Annotated in this window: 17 protein-coding genes; 13 read left to right on the plus strand and 4 right to left on the minus strand. The window is 48.5% G+C overall.

Translation table 11 applies throughout. The features are described from left to right. The 9 genes from tuf to rpoC all read left to right on the plus strand — a co-directional run. The coding region (gene tuf / locus AC6R0L_RS13305) for an elongation factor Tu (RefSeq protein WP_500629414.1) at nt 1-1,180 on the plus strand (1,180 nt) is incomplete at its 5' end. 275 nt (nt 1,181-1,455) lie between these two features. After that, entirely contained in the window at nt 1,456-1,836 is a 381-nt protein-coding gene (secE, locus tag AC6R0L_RS13310; protein ID WP_334555690.1) for a preprotein translocase subunit SecE, read from the plus strand. Between the two features lie 12 nt (nt 1,837-1,848). Next, nucleotides 1,849-2,397 carry a transcription termination/antitermination protein NusG gene (nusG, locus tag AC6R0L_RS13315; protein ID WP_334555691.1) on the plus strand — a complete coding sequence of 183 codons (549 nt, stop codon included), beginning with the start codon at nt 1,849-1,851 and terminating at the stop codon, nt 2,395-2,397. A gap of 159 nt (nt 2,398-2,556) precedes the next feature. Then, nucleotides 2,557-2,985: a 50S ribosomal protein L11 gene (rplK, locus tag AC6R0L_RS13320; RefSeq protein ID WP_334555692.1), complete on the plus strand. Its 429-nt coding sequence runs from the start codon at nt 2,557-2,559 to the stop codon at nt 2,983-2,985. 4 nt (nt 2,986-2,989) lie between these two features. Then, nucleotides 2,990-3,691, plus strand: coding sequence for a 50S ribosomal protein L1 (gene rplA / locus AC6R0L_RS13325; RefSeq protein ID WP_334555693.1), 702 nt, complete (start codon nt 2,990-2,992; stop codon nt 3,689-3,691). Nucleotides 3,692-3,991: 300 nt separating this feature from the next. Beyond that, complete coding sequence (gene rplJ / locus AC6R0L_RS13330; RefSeq protein WP_487903413.1) at nt 3,992-4,486, plus strand: 50S ribosomal protein L10; 495 nt, start codon at nt 3,992-3,994, stop codon at nt 4,484-4,486. A 58-nt stretch (nt 4,487-4,544) separates the two neighbouring features. Beyond that, nucleotides 4,545-4,913: a 50S ribosomal protein L7/L12 gene (rplL, locus tag AC6R0L_RS13335; RefSeq protein WP_334555695.1), complete on the plus strand. Its 369-nt coding sequence runs from the start codon at nt 4,545-4,547 to the stop codon at nt 4,911-4,913. A gap of 232 nt (nt 4,914-5,145) precedes the next feature. After that, nucleotides 5,146-9,174: a DNA-directed RNA polymerase subunit beta gene (gene rpoB, locus AC6R0L_RS13340; RefSeq protein ID WP_487903414.1), complete on the plus strand. Its 4,029-nt coding sequence runs from the start codon at nt 5,146-5,148 to the stop codon at nt 9,172-9,174. A 91-nt stretch (nt 9,175-9,265) separates the two neighbouring features. Continuing rightward, nucleotides 9,266-13,468: a DNA-directed RNA polymerase subunit beta' gene (rpoC, locus tag AC6R0L_RS13345; RefSeq protein ID WP_487903415.1), complete on the plus strand. Its 4,203-nt coding sequence runs from the start codon at nt 9,266-9,268 to the stop codon at nt 13,466-13,468. Between the two features lie 145 nt (nt 13,469-13,613). Here rpoC and rsd read toward each other — a convergent pair whose 3' ends face one another. Further along, nucleotides 13,614-14,108 carry a sigma D regulator gene (gene rsd, locus AC6R0L_RS13350; RefSeq protein ID WP_334555727.1) on the minus strand — a complete coding sequence of 165 codons (495 nt, stop codon included), beginning with the start codon at nt 14,106-14,108 and terminating at the stop codon, nt 13,614-13,616. A gap of 177 nt (nt 14,109-14,285) precedes the next feature. On the opposite strand from rsd, the gene nudC reads away from it, so the two are divergent. The 4 genes from nudC (at nt 14,286) to AC6R0L_RS13370 (ending at nt 18,181) form a co-directional block, all read left to right on the plus strand. Next, nucleotides 14,286-15,089: an NAD(+) diphosphatase gene (gene nudC / locus AC6R0L_RS13355; RefSeq protein WP_500629415.1), complete on the plus strand. Its 804-nt coding sequence runs from the start codon at nt 14,286-14,288 to the stop codon at nt 15,087-15,089. A gap of 218 nt (nt 15,090-15,307) precedes the next feature. Then, the gene (hemE, locus tag AC6R0L_RS13360; RefSeq protein ID WP_500629416.1) at nt 15,308-16,375 is read left to right on the plus strand and encodes a uroporphyrinogen decarboxylase; all 1,068 of its coding nucleotides are present in this window, start codon (nt 15,308-15,310) and stop codon (nt 16,373-16,375) included. A gap of 104 nt (nt 16,376-16,479) precedes the next feature. Beyond that, the gene (locus AC6R0L_RS13365) at nt 16,480-17,115 is read left to right on the plus strand and encodes a TetR/AcrR family transcriptional regulator (RefSeq protein WP_334555700.1); all 636 of its coding nucleotides are present in this window, start codon (nt 16,480-16,482) and stop codon (nt 17,113-17,115) included. A gap of 103 nt (nt 17,116-17,218) precedes the next feature. Then, the gene (locus AC6R0L_RS13370) at nt 17,219-18,181 is read left to right on the plus strand and encodes a DHH family phosphoesterase (protein WP_500629417.1); all 963 of its coding nucleotides are present in this window, start codon (nt 17,219-17,221) and stop codon (nt 18,179-18,181) included. Between the two features lie 11 nt (nt 18,182-18,192). Here the strand turns inward: AC6R0L_RS13370 and AC6R0L_RS13375 are convergent, their stop codons facing one another. The 3 genes from AC6R0L_RS13375 to AC6R0L_RS13385 all read right to left on the minus strand — a co-directional run bounded on the left by AC6R0L_RS13375 (nt 18,193) and on the right by AC6R0L_RS13385 (nt 22,137). Beyond that, the gene (locus AC6R0L_RS13375; RefSeq protein WP_500629425.1) at nt 18,193-19,284 is read right to left on the minus strand and encodes a murein hydrolase activator EnvC family protein; all 1,092 of its coding nucleotides are present in this window, start codon (nt 19,282-19,284) and stop codon (nt 18,193-18,195) included. A gap of 160 nt (nt 19,285-19,444) precedes the next feature. After that, nucleotides 19,445-20,977, minus strand: a complete 1,533-nt coding sequence (gpmM, locus tag AC6R0L_RS13380; RefSeq protein ID WP_500629418.1) for a 2,3-bisphosphoglycerate-independent phosphoglycerate mutase — start codon at nt 20,975-20,977, stop codon at nt 19,445-19,447. Nucleotides 20,978-21,249: 272 nt separating this feature from the next. After that, nucleotides 21,250-22,137, minus strand: coding sequence for a DMT family transporter (locus AC6R0L_RS13385; protein ID WP_500629426.1), 888 nt, complete (start codon nt 22,135-22,137; stop codon nt 21,250-21,252). Nucleotides 22,138-22,177: the final 40 nt, after the last annotated feature.

Consider the following 22,177-nt stretch of genomic DNA (forward strand, 5'->3'; position numbering starts at 1 on the left):
TAAAGAAAAATTTGAACGTGTAAAACCGCACGTAAACGTTGGTACTATCGGCCACGTTGACCACGGTAAAACAACTCTAACTGCAGCTATCTGTACTACTCTTGCAAAAGTTTACGGCGGTGCTGCTCGTGACTTCGCATCTATCGATAACGCTCCAGAAGAGCGTGAGCGCGGTATCACAATCGCAACTTCTCACGTAGAGTACGACACTCCAACTCGTCACTACGCACACGTAGACTGTCCAGGACACGCGGATTATGTTAAGAACATGATCACAGGTGCTGCACAGATGGACGGTGGTATCCTAGTTGTTGCTGCGACAGATGGCCCAATGCCACAAACTCGTGAGCACATCCTACTAGGCCGTCAGGTTGGTATTCCTTACATCATCGTATTCATGAACAAATGTGACATGGTTGACGATGAAGAGCTACTAGAACTAGTAGAAATGGAAGTACGTGAACTTCTATCTGAGTACGATTTCCCAGGTGATGACCTACCAGTTATCCAAGGTTCTGCACTAGGCGCACTAAACGGCGAAGAGCAGTGGGAAGCGAAAATTGTTGAACTAGCAGAAGCGCTAGACAACTACATCCCAGAGCCAGAGCGTGCAGTAGACATGCCGTTCCTAATGCCAATCGAAGACGTATTCTCAATCCAAGGTCGTGGTACAGTAGTAACAGGTCGTATCGAGCGCGGTATCCTAAACGTAGGTGACGAAGTTGCTATCGTAGGTATCAAAGACACTACTACTACAACATGTACTGGTGTTGAGATGTTCCGTAAGCTTCTAGACGAAGGTCGTGCGGGTGAGAACGTTGGTGCACTTCTACGTGGTACTAAGCGTGACGAAGTTGAGCGTGGTCAAGTACTAGCTAAGCCTGGTTCAATCACTCCACACACTAAGTTCGAGTCAGAAGTATACGTACTATCTAAAGATGAAGGTGGTCGTCACACTCCATTCTTCAAAGGCTACCGTCCACAGTTCTACTTCCGTACAACTGACGTAACAGGTAACATCGAGCTACCTGAAGGCGTAGAAATGGTAATGCCAGGCGATAACATCAAGATGACTGTAGAGCTAATCGCACCAATCGCGATGGACGAAGGTCTACGTTTCGCAATCCGCGAAGGTGGCCGTACAGTTGGTGCTGGTGTTGTTGCTAAGATCTTCGACTAATTTAGATAAATTAGCTGAAGTCTTCGGAAAATCTTGGAATAAGATTTGACGAACCAGTAGCAAAGAGGGCATCATTTGATGCCCTTTTTCTGCACTGAAGATAATGTTTGCTGATTTGTTGTTCATGTAAGCATTACGCAGGAAAATTTTGATTAAAAACTGGGCGTTTTGATCAATAAAGAGTACGTCGACCAGTAATGATTGGCGTGTATGGATTTGCCCTGCAACAGCGGGGTTGTTGTCGTCTATATTAAGACTAATGACAGGCTGGTTTTATGAAAGCTAATAATGCTGAAACTCCTGAAAGCTCAAATAGCGCAGATATCTTTAAGTGGATTGTCACTTTTGTTCTGCTAGCTGCCGCTGTTGTGGGTAATTACCTGTACGGTGAACTCTCTGTAGTGATTCGCGCTGCAGGTGTTGTTGTGCTAATCGCTGCGGCACTGGGTGTGGCTGCTACAACAACGAAAGGTAAAGCTGCGATTGATTTTGCTAAAGAATCTCGCATGGAAGTTCGCAAAGTGGTTTGGCCGACTCGCCAAGAAACTATGCAAACAACTTTGATCGTTTTAGCTGTAAGTATTGTAATGGCTCTAGCACTTTGGGGCATTGACGGCATTATGGTTCGTCTTGTTGCTTTTGTGACTGGGGTATAGAGGTTTTAATTCATGAGTGAAGCTCCTAAAAAACGCTGGTATGTGGTTCAAGCCTTCTCTGGATTTGAAGGCCGCGTAGCTCAGTCTCTTCGTGAGCATATCAAAATGCATGGCATGGAAGAGCTGTTTGGTGAAGTGCTAGTCCCAACAGAAGAAGTTGTGGAAATGCGCGCAGGTCAACGTCGTAAATCTGAGCGTAAGTTCTTCCCGGGCTATGTTCTAGTCCAGATGATCATGAACGATGAATCATGGCACTTAGTACGCAGTGTGCCGCGTGTCATGGGCTTCATTGGTGGTACCTCAGATCGTCCAGCTCCTATCTCTGATAAGGAAGCTGACGCTATCTTGAATCGTCTTGAGAAAGCGAGTGAAGCACCTCGTCCACGTACTATGTACGAAGCGGGTGAAGTGGTTCGCGTGACCGACGGTCCATTTGCTGACTTCAACGGTACCGTTGAAGAAGTGGATTACGAGAAGAGCCGCCTGAAAGTGTCTGTATCGATCTTTGGTCGTGCAACACCAGTTGAGCTTGAATTTGGTCAAGTTGAAAAACATGATTAATTAATGACCTTTTAGGGTTGTGTAGGGCGCGGATTATGACTATAATTTCGCGCCTTATTATTTTGGCTGAAGCCCAGCTTCAACCAAAGTAACAAGTATTGACATCAACGGGGAGCTGTTCAGTCGAATAGCGTCTGTACCCAAAATTTAGGAATTATCATGGCTAAGAAAGTTGAAGCTTATATCAAGCTGCAAGTTGCTGCTGGTATGGCAAACCCAAGTCCACCAGTTGGTCCTGCACTAGGTCAACACGGTGTGAACATCATGGAATTCTGTAAAGCGTTCAACGCGAAAACAGAATCTCTAGAGAAAGGTCTACCAACTCCAGTTGTTATCACTGTATACAGTGACCGTTCTTTCACGTTCATCACTAAGACTCCACCTGCTGCAGTTCTTCTTAAGAAAGCGGCTGGCGTTAAGTCTGGTTCAGGTCGTCCAAACACTGAAAAAGTGGGTACTGTTACTGACGCTCAAATCCAAGAAATCGCAGAAACTAAAGCTGCTGATATGACTGGTGCTGACATCGAAGCGATGAAGCGTTCTATCGCAGGTACTGCTCGTTCAATGGGCCTAGTGGTAGAGGGTTAATAAGATGGCTAAACTAACTAAGCGCATGCGCGTAATCCGCGAAAAAGTTGACGTAACTAAAGAATACGAAATCAACGAAGCTGTAGCACTTCTTCAAGAGCTAGCAACAGCGAAATTCGTTGAGTCTGTAGACGTTGCTGTTAACCTTGGCATCGATGCTCGTAAATCTGACCAGAACGTACGTGGTGCAACTGTACTACCTCACGGTACTGGCCGCGATATCCGCGTTGCAGTGTTCACTCAAGGTGCAAACGCTGAAGCAGCTAAAGAAGCTGGCGCAGATCTAGTGGGTATGGAAGATCTTGCTGAGCAAGTGAAGAAAGGCGAAATGAACTTTGACGTAGTTGTTGCTTCTCCAGATGCAATGCGCGTTGTAGGTCAACTAGGTACTATCCTAGGTCCTCGCGGTCTAATGCCAAACCCTAAAGTTGGTACTGTAACTCCTAACGTTGCTGAAGCGGTTAAGAACGCTAAAGCGGGTCAGGTTCGTTACCGTAACGACAAAAACGGCATCATCCACACGACTATCGGTAAAGCAAACTTCTCTGCAGAGCAGATCAAAGAGAACCTAGAAGCACTTCTAGTGGCTCTGAAGAAAGCTAAGCCATCTTCAGCGAAAGGTGTTTTCCTGAAGAAAGTCAGCATCTCTACAACAATGGGTGCTGGTGTTGCTGTTGATCAGGCTAGCCTGAACACTCAAGCATAATATATTTGCTTAGGCGCAAAATTAATGTATAATTTTGCGCCTAATATTTGTGGTTGGGGCTGAACTTTGGTTCATTCAATTCGTTAAGAATTGGCTGTGAATTATGACCCAGTCTCCGTCCAAGACCGTAGGTGTCTGAATTTGTTTTACAACTTCAGGCTTAATTCTCCTACGTAGATGGTGCCCGAACTGACAGAAAGCTCTATGTAAATAGTTACCTTTCTTCTGGGAAGCACCTCAATAGCTCTCACTGTTGTGATAATAGTGAGTGGTGTAACAACAACCAGGAGTAAATCCAAGATGGCTTTAAACCTTCAAGACAAAAAAGCAATTGTTGCTGAAGTCAACGAAGCTGCCAGTGGTGCACTTTCTGCAGTTGTAGCTGATTCTCGTGGCGTTGAAGTAAGCGCAATGACTTCACTACGTAAGCAAGCTCGTGAAGCTGGCGTTTACGTACGAGTTGTTCGTAACACTCTAATGCGTCGTGCGGTTGAAGGTACAGACTACGAGTGTCTAACAGACACTTTCACTGGTCCTACTCTCATCGCGTTCTCTAACGAGCACCCAGGTGCTGCAGCGCGTCTTTTCAAAGACTTCGCTAAAGAGAACAAAGACTTCGAGATCAAAGCTGCTGCATTTGAAGGCGCGCTAACTGACGCTGAAGTACTAGCGACACTACCAACTTACGACGAAGCGATTGCACGCCTAATGATGTGCATGAAAGAAGCTTCTGCTGGCAAGTTGGCACGTACTATCGCTGCTATCCGCGATCAAAAAGAAGAAGCAGCGGCGTAAGCCTTGCTTTTTACTGGTTGCTAATTAAACTTATTGTTGATTTTAAAAGAGAATTGTTATGTCTATTACTAACGAGCAAATCCTAGACGCAATCGCAGAAATGTCTGTGATGCAAGTTGTTGAACTAATCGAAGCGATGGAAGAAAAGTTCGGCGTATCTGCTGCTGCTGCTGTTGTAGCTGGCGGTGCTGCTGCAGGCGAAGCTGCTGCTGAGCAAACTGAATTCGACGTAATCCTAGAATCTGCTGGCGGTAACAAAGTTGCTGTAATCAAAGCAGTACGTGGCGCAACTGGTCTAGGCCTTAAAGAAGCTAAAGCTCTAGTAGACGGCGCTCCAGCACCTCTAAAAGAAGGCGTTGAGAAAGCTGAAGCTGAAGCTCTTAAAGCTCAGCTAGAAGAAGCAGGTGCAAGTGTTACTGTTAAGTAATTACTGCATAGTTTCTTAGCCTAACGGCTAATGGCTGGTGGTTTTCTAACCACCGGCCTTTTTGCGCTGTAGGGCATAGGTGAATTTTCCGCTGTTTAGTCACCTAAGCTTAAGCAAAAAAACATTTCATTGTTGCTTTATGAAATGTCACTACTGTTAAACAGTTGTTCAGTCACTGTCTCCTAACGATTTGAGACAGTTTGGGTCACTTATCAGCGAGCTGAGGAACCCCATGGTTTACTCTTATACCGAGAAAAAGCGCATCCGTAAGGACTTTGGTACTCGTCCACAAGTTTTGGACATTCCATACCTGCTATCGATCCAGCTCGATTCGTTCGAAAAATTCATCGAACAGGATCCTGAGGGGCAATACGGTCTTGAGGCTGCTTTCCGTTCTGTATTCCCAATCCAGAGCTACAACGGCAATTCCGAGCTGCAATACGTTAGCTACCGTCTTGGTGAGCCAGTATTTGACGTGAAAGAATGTCAAATCCGCGGCGTTACTTATTCAAAACCACTACGCGTAAAACTTCGCCTAGTTATTTTTGATAAAGACGCGCCAGCAGGTACTGTCAAAGACATTAAAGAACAAGAAGTCTACATGGGCGAGATTCCGCTTATGACAGACAATGGTACCTTCGTAATCAATGGTACCGAGAGGGTTATCGTATCCCAGCTGCACAGAAGCCCAGGCGTATTCTTCGACAGCGATAAGGGTAAGACCCACTCATCGGGTAAAGTTCTTTATAACGCACGTGTTATCCCTTACCGTGGTTCATGGCTTGATTTTGAGTTCGATCCTAAGGATAACCTATACGTACGTATCGACCGCCGTCGTAAGCTACCCGCTTCGATCATTCTGCGCGCACTAGGTAAGACGACAGAAGAGATCCTAGACATCTTCTTTGAGAAGGTGAACTTCGAAGTGAAAGACCAAACTCTATTGATGGAGTTGGTCCCTGATCGCCTACGTGGCGAAACAGCGACATTCAATATCGAAGCCAACGGTACGGTGTATGTTGAACAAGGTCGTCGCGTGACGGCTCGCCACATTCGCCAGCTTGAAAAAGATGGTGTTGATCATATTGAAGTACCGGTTGAGTACATCGTAGGCAAAGTGGCATCAAAAGATTACATCAATGAAGCCACTGGCGAGATCATTGTTGCAGCTAACCAAGAGATCAGCCTAGAAGCACTCGCGAACCTGTCTCAAGCAGGTCACAAAGCGCTTGAAGTGCTCTTTACTAACGATCTTGATCACGGTCCATTCATGTCTGATACCTTACGTATCGACAGCACCGTTGATCGCATCTCTGCGCTAGTTGAAATCTACCGCATGATGCGCCCTGGCGAGCCACCAACGAAAGAAGCGGCAGAAGCTCTGTTCGAAAGCCTATTCTTCTCTGAAGAGCGTTACGATCTATCGACTGTTGGTCGTATGAAGTTCAACAGCTCTATCGAACGTGAAGATGCTGGTGAGCAAGGCACTCTTGATGAGACTGATATCATCGAAGTGATGAAGAAGCTTATCGCTATCCGTAACGGCATCGGCGAAGTGGACGATATCGACCACCTAGGTAACCGTCGTATCCGTAGCGTTGGCGAAATGGCTGAAAACCAATTCCGTGTTGGTCTTGTTCGTGTCGAACGTGCGGTTAAAGAGCGCCTAAGCCTTGGCGATCTTGATGCTATCATGCCTCAAGACCTGATCAACGCTAAGCCTATCTCAGCGGCAGTAAAAGAATTCTTTGGCTCTTCACAGCTGTCTCAGTTTATGGACCAAAACAACCCACTATCAGAAGTCACGCACAAGCGTCGTATTTCTGCATTGGGTCCTGGCGGTCTAACTCGTGAGCGTGCTGGCTTCGAAGTACGTGACGTACACGTAACGCACTACGGTCGTCTATGTCCTATCGAAACGCCTGAAGGTCCAAACATCGGTCTGATCAACTCTCTGTCTGCGTTTGCGCGTTGTAACGAGTACGGTTTCCTAGAAACTCCATACCGTCGCGTTGTTGATGGCGTAGTAACAGACGAAGTGGATTACCTATCTGCTATTCAAGAAGGTCAGTACGTTATCGCTCAGGCGAACACGGTTCTGACTGAAGAAGGCACATTTGCTGAAGAGCTGATCACGGCTCGTCAGAAAGGTGAATCTGGTCTACACCCACGCGAACATGTTGATTACATGGACGTTGCAACCAACCAGGTTGTATCTATCGCTGCATCGCTTATCCCGTTCCTAGAACACGATGATGCGAACCGTGCATTGATGGGTGCGAACATGCAACGTCAGGCTGTTCCAACACTGAAGGCTGACAAGCCTCTCGTTGGTACGGGTATCGAGCGTAACATCGCGGTTGACTCTGGTGTGACAGCGGTAGCGAAACGTGGTGGTGTTATCCAGTCAGTGGACGCATCGCGCATCGTCGTTAAGGTTAACGAAGAAGAGTTGATTCCTGGCGAAGCGGGTATCGATATCTACAACCTAACGAAGTACACACGTTCAAACCAAAACACGTGTATCAACCAGCGTCCATGTGTGATGCCAGGTGAGTCTGTACTACGTGGCGACGTTCTAGCTGATGGTCCTTCAACAGACCTTGGTGAGCTAGCGCTTGGTCAGAACATGCGTATCGCGTTCATGCCTTGGAACGGTTACAACTTCGAAGACTCGATCTTAGTGTCTGAGCGCGTCGTTCAAGAAGACCGTTTCACAACGATCCACATCCAAGAGCTATCTTGTGTGGCGCGTGATACTAAGCTTGGCGCAGAAGAGATCACAGCTGACATTCCAAACGTAGGTGAGTCTGCTCTGTCTAAACTTGACGAGTCAGGTATCGTATACATCGGTGCTGAAGTGAAGGGTGGCGACATCCTAGTTGGTAAAGTGACGCCGAAAGGTGAAACTCAGCTGACGCCTGAAGAGAAGCTATTGCGTGCTATCTTCGGTGAAAAAGCATCAGACGTGAAAGATACGTCACTGCGTGTACCAAACTCTGTTTCAGGTACCATCATCGATGTTCAAGTCTTTACTCGTGATGGCGTAGAGAAAGACAAGCGTGCGCTTGAAATTGAGCAGATGCAGCTGAAAGAAGCGAAGAAAGACCTAACTGAAGAATTCCAGATTCTTGAGGGTGGCCTTCTTAACCGTGTGAGAGCTGTCTTGATTGACGGTGGCTACGCGGAAGCGAAACTTGACGCAACGGATCGTAAGAAGTGGCTTGAGTTCACGCTAGAAGACGACGCACTACAAACTCAGCTAGAGCAATTGGCTGAGCAGTGGGACGAGCTAAAAGCGGACTTCGATAAGAAGTTTGAAACTAAGCGTCGTAAGATCACACAAGGTGATGATCTTGCTCCTGGCGTACTGAAGATTGTGAAAGTTTACCTCGCGGTGAAACGTCGCATTCAGCCTGGTGATAAGATGGCGGGTCGTCACGGTAACAAGGGTGTAATCTCTAAGATCAACCCTGTTGAAGACATGCCATACGATGAGAAAGGCCAACCGGTCGACATCGTTCTGAACCCACTGGGTGTACCTTCGCGTATGAACATCGGTCAGATCCTAGAAGTTCACTTAGGTCTGGCGGCGAAAGGCATCGGTGACAAGATCAACCAGATGGTGAAAGAGCAGCAAGAGCTGGCTAAGTTCCGTGACTTCCTACAGAAAGTCTACGACCTTGGCGAAACGCGTCAGCAAGTGGACATTGCTTCACTATCAGATGACGAAGTACGCACGCTGATCGGAAACCTTCGTGGTGGTCTACCAATCGCGACACCAGTCTTTGACGGTGCGAACGAAACATCAATTAAAGAGCTACTGAAACTGGGTGATCTACCAGAATCTGGTCAGCTAACACTGTTTGATGGTCGCACTGGTGATGCGTTTGAGCGTCCGGTAACCGTAGGTTACATGTACATGCTCAAACTGAACCACCTTGTTGATGACAAGATGCATGCTCGTTCAACCGGCTCATACAGCCTAGTAACTCAGCAGCCACTTGGTGGTAAAGCTCAGTTCGGTGGTCAGCGTTTCGGTGAGATGGAAGTATGGGCACTTGAAGCATACGGTGCTGCTTACACGCTACAAGAAATGCTAACCGTTAAGTCGGATGACGTGAATGGCCGTACGAAGATGTACAAAAACATCGTCGACGGTAACCACAGCATGGAACCTGGTATGCCAGAATCGTTCAACGTATTGTTGAAAGAGATTCGCTCGCTAGGTATCAACATCGAGCTAGAAGACGAAGAGTAATCCACCATCTCTGAGACAGAGATAAATTGGGTTATTTGGTAGAAGGTGCCTGTCTTGGCGGGCATCTTTTAACTCCTTACAGGAGCTGATTGTGAAAGACTTATTAAACTTTCTAAAAGCACAGCATAAGACCGAAGAGTTTGATGCAATCAAAATCGGTCTATCTTCACCAGACATGATCCGTTCATGGTCTTTCGGTGAAGTGAAAAAACCTGAAACGATCAACTATCGTACGTTCAAACCTGAGCGCGATGGTCTGTTCTGTGCGCGTATTTTTGGCCCAGTAAAAGACTACGAATGTCTTTGTGGCAAATACAAGCGTCTGAAACACCGTGGTGTTATCTGTGAGAAGTGTGGCGTTGAAGTTACACAAACTAAAGTTCGTCGTGACCGCATGGGCCACATCGAGCTTGCTTCACCAGTGGCTCACATCTGGTTCCTAAAATCACTGCCGTCTCGTATCGGTCTACTGATGGATATCCCTCTACGTGATATCGAACGTGTTCTTTACTTCGAAATGTACGTGGTAACAGAGCCGGGTATGACGGATCTAGAAAAAGGTCAGATGCTGACTGAAGAAGAGTATCTGGATCGTCTAGAAGAGTGGGGTGATGAATTCACGGCTAAGATGGGCGCAGAAGCGATCAAAGACCTACTTGCGTCTATGGATCTGCCTGCTGAAATCGAAGAGATGCGTGAAGAGCTTCAGTCGACTAACTCAGAGACTAAGCGTAAGAAAATCACGAAGCGTCTGAAGCTTGTTGAAGCGTTCGTTCAATCGGGTAACAACCCAGAGTGGATGATCCTGACTGTGCTTCCGGTACTTCCGCCAGATCTACGTCCTCTAGTACCACTAGACGGCGGTCGTTTCGCGACATCTGATCTGAACGACCTATACCGTCGCGTCATCAACCGTAACAACCGTTTGAAGCGTCTACTAGAGCTAGCGGCTCCGGACATCATCGTACGTAACGAAAAGCGTATGTTGCAAGAGTCTGTTGATGCCCTTCTAGATAACGGTCGTCGCGGTCGTGCGATCACAGGTTCGAATAAGCGCCCTCTGAAATCTCTTGCTGATATGATCAAGGGTAAACAAGGTCGTTTCCGTCAGAACCTTCTAGGTAAACGTGTAGACTACTCTGGCCGTTCTGTAATCACAGTAGGTCCATACCTTCGTCTGCACCAGTGTGGTCTTCCTAAGAAGATGGCACTTGAGCTATTCAAACCATTCATCTACAGCAAGCTAGAGACTCGTGGTCTTGCGACGACAATCAAAGCTGCGAAGAAGATGGTAGAGCGTGAAGAAGCGGTCGTTTGGGATATCCTAGACGAAGTGATCCGTGAACACCCAGTACTATTGAACCGTGCACCAACACTTCACCGTCTTGGTATCCAGGCGTTCGAACCTGTACTGATCGAAGGTAAAGCGATTCAGCTACACCCACTTGTGTGTGCGGCGTATAACGCGGACTTCGATGGTGACCAAATGGCGGTTCACGTGCCTCTAACTCTAGAAGCACAGCTTGAAGCTCGTACTCTGATGATGTCGACAAACAACATTCTGTCGCCAGCATCGGGTGATCCTATCATCGTACCTTCTCAGGACGTGGTATTGGGTCTGTACTACATGACTCGTGACAAGATCAACGTGAAAGGTGAAGGCATGTACCTTGCTGGCCCAGAAGAGGCTGAAAAGGCATACCGCACTAAGAGCGCAGAGCTACATGCACGCGTAAAAGTACGTATTACTGAAACCGTTGTTGATGAAGACGGCAACAGCACCACTGAAACCAAACTCGTGGACACCACGATTGGTCGTGCAATGCTATGGCAAATCGTGCCATCAGGTCTTCCATACAGCCTAGTGAACCAAAAGCTTGGTAAGAAACAGATTTCGAACCTGTTGAACGAGGCTTACCGTAAACTGGGTCTGAAAGACACGGTTATCTTCGCTGACCAAATCATGTACGCAGGTTTTGCTTACGCAGCACTATCTGGTGTGTCTGTCGGTATCGACGACATGGTAGTACCAGAGGCGAAGTACACTGAAATCGCAGAAGCAGAAGAAGAAGTACGCGAAATCCAAGAACAGTACCAGTCAGGTCTTGTTACTGCGGGTGAGCGCTACAACAAAGTGATCGATATTTGGGCATCAACCAACGATCGTGTTGCGAAAGCGATGATGGAGAACCTCTCTTCTGAAACTGTGGTTAACCGCGATGGTGAAGAAGAGCAACAAGAGTCGTTCAACAGCATCTACATGATGGCTGACTCGGGCGCTCGTGGTTCTGCTGCTCAGATTCGTCAGCTTGCCGGTATGCGTGGTCTGATGGCGCGTCCAGATGGTTCAATCATCGAAACGCCGATCACTGCAAACTTTAAAGAAGGTCTAAACGTACTTCAGTACTTTATCTCAACGCACGGTGCTCGTAAGGGTCTTGCGGATACGGCACTGAAAACAGCGAACTCGGGTTACCTAACTCGTCGTCTCGTAGACGTTGCTCAAGACGTTGTCGTTACCGAGCATGACTGTGGTACGCACGAAGGCGTCGACATGATGCCTCACATCGAAGGTGGTGACGTTAAAGTGGCACTGACTGAGCTAGCGCTAGGTCGTGTTGTTGCTGAAGACGTGATGAAGCCAGGTACTGAAGAAGTTCTTATTCCACGTAACACGCTGATCGATGAGAAGTGGTGTCAAATCATGGAAGAGAACTCAGTAGACAGCATGCGCGTACGCTCTGTTGTAACCTGTGATGCTGACTTCGGTTGTTGTGCACAATGTTACGGTCGTGACCTAGCACGTGGTCACCTAGTGAACCAAGGTGAAGCAGTCGGTGTTATCGCTGCTCAGTCTATCGGTGAACCAGGTACACAGCTAACGATGCGTACGTTCCACATCGGTGGTGCGGCATCGACAGCAGCGGCTGAGAACAGCATCCAAGCGAAGAACGACGGTTCTGTGAAACTCAGCAATGCGAAATTTGTTATCAACAAAGATGGCAAGCTGGTGATCACCTCTCGTGCTTCTGAAATGATGATCATTGACGAGTTCGGTCGTACTAAAGAGAAACACAAATTGCCTTACGGCTCTCTATTGAGCAAAGGCGATGGCGACGCAGTGAAGTCCGGTGAGACCGTGGCAAACTGGGAAGCGCACACCATGCCAATCATCACTGAAGTGGCAGGTCGCATCCAGTTCGTTGACATGATCGATGGCGTAACTGTATCTCGTCAAACCGACGATTTGACTGGTCTATCTTCAAGCGAAGTGACGGAAGCCGCCGCTCGCCCGGCAGCAGGTAAAGATATGCGTCCAGCTATCAAACTTGTTGATGCGCAAGGTAACGATGTATTGATCCCTGGTACTGAAATGCCAGCGCATTACTTCCTGCCTGGTAAAGCGATTGTGAACATCGAAGACGGCGCTGAAGTGGGTGTGGGTGATACGCTTGCACGTATTCCTCAGAAGTCAGGTGGTAACCGAGATATCACTGGTGGTCTTCCACGCGTTGCGGACCTATTCGAAGCTCGTAAGCCAAAAGAGCCTGCGATCCTTGCTGAGCACACAGGTACTGTGTCATTCGGTAAAGAGACCAAAGGTAAGCGTCGTCTAGTGATCACTCGTGAAGGTGGTGACACCTACGAAGAGATGATTCCTAAGCACCGTCAGCTTAACGTGTTCGAAGGTGAGAAAGTGGAACGTGGTGATGTGATCGCCGACGGCCCAGAGTCTCCGCATGACATCCTTCGTCTACGTGGTATCCACGCTGTGACGCAATACATCGCGAACGAAGTTCAAGAAGTATACCGTCTGCAAGGCGTTAAGATTAACGATAAGCACATCGAGACTATCGTTCGTCAGATGCTACGTAAGTGTACTATCACACACGCTGGTGACTCTGAGTTCCTAGCGGGTGAGCAGGTAGAATACTCACAAGTGAAGATTGCGAACCGCCAGCTAGAAGCTGAAGGCAAAGAGCCAGCTCGCTTTGAACGTGAACTACTAGGTATCACGAAAGCGTCGCTAGCGACTGAGTCGTTCATCTCTGCGGCATCGTTCCAGGAAACAACTCGCGTACTAACAGAAGCGGCTGTTTCTGGTAAGCGTGATGAGCTACGTGGTCTGAAAGAAAACGTGATTGTTGGCCGTCTGATTCCAGCAGGTACCGGTTTCGCATACCACCAAGATCGTCAAGCGAAGCGTGCACAAGAGCAAGAAGGTCCATCTGCTGAACAAGCAACAGACAACCTTGCAGCATTGCTTAACGCAGGTTTCTCTTCTGAAGAGTAATCATACAGCGACATGAAAAAAGGCACCTTCGGGTGCCTTTTTTGTATTTGGGAATAGAATTTAGTGCCTAGTGCCTAGAGGTCGATGTCTGTTGACTTTATCGAGGTGAATCGACCTTTAAGTAAATGAGGGGGCTGGGAATAAATTAAGCGCCGGGCGGAATGGCTAAGCTGTCCGCAATAAGCTGAATGAGGCGATCTTCGACTTCGAAGCGCTCTTCGATCACTTCGCCAATCTCAGACATGTCCGCATCAAAATCGTCTAACGTCTCGTCGTCGCTTACCGCTGCGTACTTATCGGTAAAGTTTAATAAAGGCTCAGTGGTCAGGACAATTTTACCGTAGGTATCGTTTATCTCATCGGTCGCTTCAAAGCCTGTCGAGCGCCATTTATCCATGACCATGTCGTAAATTTTAAAATGACCTTCGGAAATATAGTCTACCAGTTCGCCACAAAAATGTTGCAGTTCAGCAGGGGTAGGGAGTTCGACGACAGCCGTTTTCGAGGAGGTTGGTTGTAGGGCGGCAAGCTTACAAAATTCAACGATCAAACGTTGGCGGCTATCTAACCAATGGTCGATAACATCACTCGATCCGCCCCATTGTTCTTGGGTTCTTTTTAGTTTTCTTAACATGACCAGGCCCTCTTGTCAGATCACCATCCGGATGATCGTTACGCTTTGAAATCAAAGCAGGTTGAGAGAATTAACCTCTTGTCCTTACTAAAATTTATAGCCGGAGATCTTTCCCACTACAAACTCTGGTATGAATTTAGATTGCCAGTAAAATAGACGAACTGCAAGTAAAGGGAGTGGCTGATGTTAAAGAAAAGTGACACGAACCGTATGGGTGATGCTTACTGGTGTGTAGTCTCGGGAAGTGAGCTTTGGTTACCCGACGGTGCGTTGCCAAAAGGCTGTGCTGACACCCTCGAATTGCCTGCGCATGAGGCGATAGAAATCGGTCACTACGAAGGGCTTCCCGTCATGTGGCTTTGTGAGGAGTGGGTGGACCAACCATTACCTCTTACTTCGCTTCGAGAAGCGCTTGCGCTACCTGAGGCGCTGTTTCTGTTGGCCAGCAAAGCGGTGCAATATGGTCACATGCGTCAGACGATGCGTTTTTGCCCGCAATGCGGTGGCCGTAACCATCTCAATCACAATCAATTGGCGATGCAGTGTGGTGAATGCCGAACGTTGCATTATCCGCGCATTTTTCCCTGCATTATCGTCGCTGTACGCCACCAAGACTCGATTTTACTTGCTCAACACCCGAGACATCGAAATGGCATGTATACCGTCATAGCGGGCTTTGTAGAAGTCGGAGAGACCCTTGAGCAATGTGTGGCGCGAGAAGTCAAGGAGGAGACGGGGATTGACGTCACCAACGTGCGTTACTTTAGTAGCCAACCTTGGGCCTTTCCATCGAGCATGATGATGGGCTTTTTAGCCGACTATGCCGGTGGCACATTGAAACCCGACTACAGTGAGCTCAGTGATGCGCGGTGGTTTACGGTTGACGCCATGCCGCCAGTTGCGCCAGTAGGCACCATCGCGAGAGCACTGATTGAACATACGCTTGCAGAGATAAAAAAAACCCTCCGAGAGGGAGGGGGTAAGTAAGATGTCGTTATGAGATGCTGAACACGGAGATGTTCAGTTTATAATTGTAGTTTTCGCTAGCAAACAAATATTTAACACTCCAATGCGTTGAGCGCAAATTAAGCACTGATTTAATAGTAAATAACTTGATCTGGGTTGCAAAGCACACCGCTTTTGAGAGCTAAACAGTGTTAGAATACGAGCGATAAAAAGTCAGCTTAAATGATTGGAAGAACAGAATGACAGAACTCAAAAACGACCGTTATCTTCGTGCTCTGCTCAAAGAGCCTGTTGATTACACCCCGGTATGGATGATGCGCCAAGCGGGTCGCTACCTGCCAGAATACAAAGCCACGCGCGCTCAAGCGGGTGATTTTATGTCACTGTGTAAAAACGCAGAGCTGGCCTCAGAAGTGACACTTCAACCGTTACGTCGCTTTCCACTTGATGCCGCGATTTTGTTCTCCGATATTTTGACGATTCCAGATGCGATGGGATTAGGCCTCCGCTTTGCTGCGGGTGAGGGCCCGGTTTTCGATCGCCCGATTGCCTCGAAAGCTGACGTCGATAAAATTGGTATCCCAGATCCAGAAGGCGAACTTCAGTACGTCATGAACGCTGTGCGCCAAATTCGTAAAGATCTCAATGGTGACGTGCCGCTGATTGGTTTCTCGGGTAGCCCATGGACACTCGCTACCTACATGGTGGAAGGTGGCAGCTCGAAAGCCTTCACCAAAATTAAAAAGATGATGTATGCCGAGCCACAAACCTTGCACCTGTTGCTAGATAAACTGGCGGACAGTGTGATTGCGTACCTTAACGCGCAAATCAAAGCGGGCGCACAATCCGTGATGGTATTTGATACTTGGGGCGGTGTATTGACCCCACGTGACTATCAGCTGTTCTCATTGCAGTACATGCACAAAATTGTCGATGGACTGGTGCGTGAAAACGAAGGCCGCCGCGTTCCTGTCACGCTGTTTACCAAAAACGGTGGAATGTGGCTTGAGCAGATCGCCGCAACAGGGTGTGATGCGGTCGGACTGGATTGGACCATCAACATCGAAGACGCCAAAGCGCGAGTCGGTGACAAAGTGGCACTGCAAGGCAACATGGACCCATCCATGCTCTATGCCTCACCGGAGCGAATCCAACAAGAGGTAGCGAGCATTCTGGCGGGCTTTGGTGATGCGGGCACAGGTCACGTATTTAACCTCGGACACGGCATCCATTTGGACGTGCCACCTGAAAATGCTGGCGTGTTTGTTGAGGCGGTCCACGAGTTATCCAAGCCTTACCACAAATAATTGAGTAATCTTTGCAAAGCGCCTGATATGACCAGGCGCTTTTTTGTTATCGGTTACACTAGCCGCTATACTGCTGAAATAACAAGAAAGGATACGGATTATTCATGAAGACTCGCGACAAAATTGTCTTAGCGGCTTTGGAGCTGTTTAACGAGCATGGTGAACGCACCATTACCACCAATCATATCGCCGCGCATATTGATATTAGTCCCGGGAATCTCTATTACCACTTCCGCAATAAGCAAGAAATTGTGCGTGAGATTTTTACGCTCTACTCCAACGAGCTGCTTGAACGTTTCACGCCGATTCAAGGTCAGCAGGAGAGTTTGGTGTTACTTAAGCACTATCTCGACTCTATTTTTACCCTGATGTGGAAATACCGTTTCTTCTATGCCAACTTGCCAGAAATCTTGGGCCGAGATGAACAGCTGCATGATGACTACATTCAAGTGCAGGAGAAGCTGCAAACCAATCTCATTGGGATCATGCACGCCTTTGTCGCTTTGGATTTATTGGATGTCTCTGAGCAAGAAATGCAATCTCTGGTCACTAGCTTACATTTGATTGCGTCCAGTTGGCTGGCGTATCAATCTGCCATGTCTCCACGGACACAGATTACCGAGCAAGTCATTCATCGCGGAATGCTACAAATGATCGCCATTGTGAAGCCCAAAGCGACGGCTCAGGGGCTTGAACAGTTACAATTGTTTGAGGAAGGGGTCAAAGCCATGCATGCTTAACGGCGCGCAGCACTGGCTTTTTCGATCCTAGTTATAACGAATTAAAATTGTTAGATTTTTTAAGACCCATTACAGTATCGAAAGATAAGTGAATGGGTTTTTTATGCATTACGATGTGTTTAATGGCGATGCCGATGGCATCATCGCCTTACTGCAACTGCGCTTAGCGCAGCCGAAAGAGACAACGCTGGTCACCGGCGTCAAACGTGACATCCAATTGCTAGACAAGGTATCGCCACAGCCTGGCGATAGCGTGACAGTGCTCGATATCTCGATGGAAAAAAATCGAGTCGCGTTGGAGAGCTTACTGGATGGCGGTGTGTCAGTCTTCTATGCCGATCATCACCGATCGGGCAACATCCCCGAGCACCCACTGCTCGATGCTCACATCAATCTCGATGCCAACATGTGTACCGCGCTCATTGTCGATCAGTGGCTCGACGGGCGTTTTCACTTTTGGGCCATCACCGCTGCCTTTGGCGACAATCTTATTGCGACAGCGCAGCAGCTAGCTATCCAAGCGGGGCTGGATAGTAAACAAGCCGCGCAGCTACAAGAGTTGGGGACGCTGATCAATTACAACGGTTATGGCGCCAAGATTGAGGACTTGCACTACCACCCGGCAGCACTGTTTAACACCCTTTTGGCTTATGATGATCCTTTTGCTGTGATTGCTGACAAGCACTCCCCATATTGGCAATTAAAAGCCGCTTATCACGCAGACATGGAGAGGGCATTGTCGGTGGAAGCCAGTTACCGTAGCCCAACATTGAGTGTCTTTGAATTGCCTGATGAACCTGCGGCAAGGCGCGTCAGCGGCGTGTATGGCAACGCGTTAGCGAATCAGGCGCCTCACTCTGCGCACGCAGTACTGACACAAAATCCTGATGGGAGTTTCTTGGTTTCACTGCGTGCGCCTTTGAACAATAAACAGGGAGCAGGGGCGATTTGTTCGGCGTTTGCGACGGGCGGTGGAAGAGAGGGGGCCGCTGGCATCAATGCGCTACCCGCCAATCAATTAGCGACGTTTATTGAACAGGTTGAGGCGTACTATCAGCCGCGCTGACCATCGCTAGGCTAACGGGTGAGCCACTGACTTGGGTCTTGGGTTTTGCTGTTACGGCGAATCTCAAAGTAGAGGGACGCCTGTGGCTGACCGCCAGTATCACCTGCTAGGGCAATGGTCTCTCCGGCGGTGACTTTGTCGCCTTCTTTTTTCATCAAACTTTGGTTAAACCCGTATAAGGTCATATCGCCTTTGCCGTGATCCAGCAGAACAACCAGGCCATAGCCTCGTAAATACTCCGCAAAGACCACGGTGCCAGAATAGACGGCTTTGACCGATTGACCGTAATCGGCGTCAATCACCCATCCCTTCCAGCTTAATTGACCAGTTTGCGGCGCGCCGTAGCGATGTAGGATACGGCCTTTCAGTGGCCAAGGCAGTTTGCCTTTTTGTCGTGCAATACCATCCATCGGCACGGCATTGCGTTTAGCGGCCTTGGCGATTTCCGCTTTTAAGCGCGTCTCATTGCGTTGCAATTCAGAAAGGTAGACTTGGTCGTTGGAAATGCTCTTTTTGATGTTGGCGACCGTGCCTTGGCGACTGGATTGCGTTTTGGTGAGCGCGTTTTTCTGCTCAGTTTGCTGCTTGAGTAGTGCAGCAATTTGCGCTTGTTCTAACTCGAGTTGGCGTTGACTTGACGTTAGCTTTTCAGTAGTGAGTTGCAACTCATCGATGATGTCAGCGCGCTGTTTGGCTAGGTGTTGGAAGTATTGGCTGATGCGATCTTCTTCCACACCACGATTGAGCATATTGGCTGGCGCTTTCGCACGTTCTGTCATGTAATAGGTCTGAATCAACTCGGCAAGCTTGTCGCTTTGGGCTTTTTTTTGTGTTTCTAGCTGATCAATTTGGCGTTGGAGCTCTGCAATGCTCTCTTGGGTTTTCTTTTGTTGCGCCTTGGTCTCAGTGATCTCTTTTTCGAGTCGAGTGATGCCGAGCTCTTGCTGTTTGAGAGACTGCTGAAGCTCATCGAGCTTTTTTTGTTGCGAGGAGAGATTTTGCTTTTGGCGGGAAATCTCGCTACTGACCCCTTTAAGCTCAGAGGTCGAGGCAAAACTGGTCATAGGAAGCCAACAGAGTACGGCGAGAATCCAAACCGTCATCGGTTTCAAAAGCAAACTGCGCTGTCCTTGCCCAACCAATACCATGGCTCTGTCTGTCCTAAGTGTTTGAGATTGGGTCAGTATACCCAAATCAGAAATTGGAATACACAAAAAGCCCGAGCATGGGCTCGGGCTTTGGTTCTCTATCACAGCAGCAAACTTATTTAACCAGAATTTCCCCGGTCATTTCTGCTGGGATTTCTAGACCTGCAAGAGACAGCATGGTTGGCGCTAGGTCAGACAGTTTTCCGCCTTCTTTAAACTCAACCGCTTTGTCACCAACGTAAATCAGAGGCACCGGTAGGTTGGTGTGCGCAGTGTGTGTGCCGCCTGTTTCTGGGTCGACCATCATTTCCGCGTTACCGTGGTCTGCTGTGATCAGCAGTTGACCGCCCACTTCTTTGATTGCTTCAACGACTTGGCCAACGCTGGCGTTTAGCGCTTCAATCGCTTTTTCTGCTGCGTCGTACACACCAGTGTGACCGACCATATCGGCGTTCGGGTAGTTACAGATGATGGTGTCGTATTTGCCAGATTTGATCGCGGCAACCATCTTTTCAGTCAGTTCAGCAGAGCTCATTTCTGGTTGAAGGTCGTACGTCGCCACTTTTGGAGAAGCCACGAGTTGACGCTCTTCACCGTCGAACTCTTGCTCAACACCACCGTTGAAGAAGAAGGTCACGTGTGCGTATTTTTCTGTCTCTGAAATACGTAGCTGAGTTTGGCCTTGCTTTGATAGCCACTCACCGTAGGTGTTCTCAAGAGACGCCGGTGGGAAGGCAATCGCCAGTGGGATATCGGCAGCGTACTGAGTCAGCATCACAAAGTGAAGGGCTGGGAATACCGCACGCTCAAAACCGTCAAATTCAGGCACGAAAGCACGTGTAATTTGGCGTGCGCGGTCTGCACGGTAGTTCATGAAGATCAACGCGTCGCCGTCTTGCATTATGGCGTCTTCTTGTGCGTCAGTCTTAATCGCAGTGGCTTTAACAAATTCGTCGTTCTCTTCGCGAGCGTAAGCCGCTTCAAGACCCTCAACCGCAGAATCAAACGTGAAGTCCGCTTTAGCTTGCGTTAGCAAGTCGTAAGCAACTTGAACACGTTCCCAGTTGTTGTCACGGTCCATTGCGTAGTAACGGCCCACTAGAGAAGCAATGCGACCTTTACCCAGCTTCGCAAACAGTTCATCAAAGCGCTTGAGTGAGTTTTCTGCGCTGCGTGGTGGTGTGTCACGACCGTCTAGGAAGCAGTGTAGGTAGATCTTTTCTGCGCCACGAGCGGCAGCCATTTCAACCGCTGCGTAGATGTGATCTTCGTGAGAGTGAACACCGCCTGGTGACATCAGACCCATGATATGAACCGCTTTCCCGGCTTTTACCGCTGCGTCTACTGCTTCGACTAGCGCTGGCGTTTCGGCAAATTCGCCGTCAGAGATGGATTTGGTGATACGAGTCAGATCTTGGTAAACCACACGGCCAGCACCAATGTTTGTGTGACCCACTTCTGAGTTACCCATTTGACCGTCCGGTAGACCAACGTCCATACCTGATGCAGAAATGAGTGTGTGTGGGTGGTTAGCAAGTAGCGCATCCATAACCGGTTTTTTTGCGTTTGCGATAGCGTTGCTTGCTGTGTCCTCACGGTGACCGTAACCGTCAAGGATAACTAGAGCCAATGGCTTCTTAGCTGACATAGTGATGTCCTCGTTAAAATTTCAAAGTAACTTTGGAAACAAAATTAGCGTAATTTTACTACACTTTTTAACCAAAACTGTAGGTTAAGATCAAATAAACTGGGCGAAATGCCGTTGTTATCTTTCACCATGCCCAGTGTGTGGAATTACTCCGTCTCTCTTTACTTGCAAGTCTCGACCTAATTTTATCCCTTTTAAAGCGGAATCTATCTATTAGTTCAATAGGTGCTATTGATGGCCGCTGTTCACACTAACCTGTGTGAGCCTTGGGTTCAACTCACCAAGATACTGGTGCCGGCGACCGCGACCAAAGCGCCAATCCACGCATAACGGTTGGGGCGCTTTTTGGTGTAGATCCACAGTATAGGCAACAACATGATGGGCGTGGTGGAAGAGAGTAGCGCAACCATACCGACGTTCCCTTCACGCAGCGCATAGAGGATCAGTGTCATCCCTACTGCCATCGCGAGAAAACCGTTGATCGCGGTAATCGCAAAAATGCGCGTGTTCATCGGTTGCGTCGCTCTCGCTAGCCGTGCGCCGGAGAGAAAAAAGACGCTGTGCGCGACAAAGGCGGTCATCATACGCATGGCGGAGGCGGCGATGGGATCGATCGCGGTTTGCATAATCGGCTTGGCGATAATGCCGCCCAATGCCTGACACAGCGCAGCGAGGAGACCAAGTCCGATCCCTGCCCAAATGTTGCCTTTAATGGACTCTAAGCTATTCGCCACTTGACCTCTGCGCCCGAAAAATATCGCCGTTAAGACACCGGAAAAGACCAGCGCTGAACCGATGAGCTCAAGCGAGCTCATGCTTTCGCTAAACAGGAAATAGCCGAGTGCGGCAGAGAACACCGCATGGCATGAGAAAAGCAAACCTGCTTGTCGTGGTCCCATGCGATTGAGACAGGCAAACAGCGCGGTATCACCGATGAAGATACCCACTAAGCCCGATAGCGCCATGGCTGAAACTGCAGTGAGCTCAACGCTTGCCCAGCCACCCGTCAACCAAGCCATCGAGGCGAGAATGGCAGACGTGCACCCCATTCGCCAGCGGCTGTAGGCAAAGGTCCCTAAGTGCTGCGCAGGTGTGACAGACAAAATACTCGCTACCGCCCATAAAAACGCGGCCGCCAATGCCAGCCATTCATAGCCCATAATCGTGAAATCCAAAGCAAATCATTAAGGTAAGCAATAT

The organism is Vibrio sp. R15-SG3-ISO1A, assembly GCF_059833955.1.

Bases quoted from the DNA above. Each gene is read 5' to 3' on its own strand.
- secE (WP_334555690.1), top strand. From the start codon at position 1,456: ATGAAAGCTAATAATGCTGAAACTCCTGAAAGCTCAAATAGCGCAGAT.
- nusG (WP_334555691.1), top strand. From the start codon at position 1,849: ATGAGTGAAGCTCCTAAAAAACGCTGGTATGTGGTTCAAGCCTTCTCT.
- rplK (WP_334555692.1), top strand. From the start codon at position 2,557: ATGGCTAAGAAAGTTGAAGCTTATATCAAGCTGCAAGTTGCTGCTGGT.
- rplA (WP_334555693.1), top strand. From the start codon at position 2,990: ATGGCTAAACTAACTAAGCGCATGCGCGTAATCCGCGAAAAAGTTGAC.
- rplJ (WP_487903413.1), top strand. From the start codon at position 3,992: ATGGCTTTAAACCTTCAAGACAAAAAAGCAATTGTTGCTGAAGTCAAC.
- rplL (WP_334555695.1), top strand. From the start codon at position 4,545: ATGTCTATTACTAACGAGCAAATCCTAGACGCAATCGCAGAAATGTCT.
- rpoB (WP_487903414.1), top strand. From the start codon at position 5,146: ATGGTTTACTCTTATACCGAGAAAAAGCGCATCCGTAAGGACTTTGGT.
- nudC (WP_500629415.1), top strand. From the start codon at position 14,286: ATGTTAAAGAAAAGTGACACGAACCGTATGGGTGATGCTTACTGGTGT.
- hemE (WP_500629416.1), top strand. From the start codon at position 15,308: ATGACAGAACTCAAAAACGACCGTTATCTTCGTGCTCTGCTCAAAGAG.
- AC6R0L_RS13365 (WP_334555700.1), top strand. From the start codon at position 16,480: ATGAAGACTCGCGACAAAATTGTCTTAGCGGCTTTGGAGCTGTTTAAC.
- AC6R0L_RS13370 (WP_500629417.1), top strand. From the start codon at position 17,219: ATGCATTACGATGTGTTTAATGGCGATGCCGATGGCATCATCGCCTTA.
- AC6R0L_RS13375 (WP_500629425.1), bottom strand. From the start codon at position 19,284: ATGACGGTTTGGATTCTCGCCGTACTCTGTTGGCTTCCTATGACCAGT.
- gpmM (WP_500629418.1), bottom strand. From the start codon at position 20,977: ATGTCAGCTAAGAAGCCATTGGCTCTAGTTATCCTTGACGGTTACGGT.
- AC6R0L_RS13385 (WP_500629426.1), bottom strand. From the start codon at position 22,137: ATGGGCTATGAATGGCTGGCATTGGCGGCCGCGTTTTTATGGGCGGTA.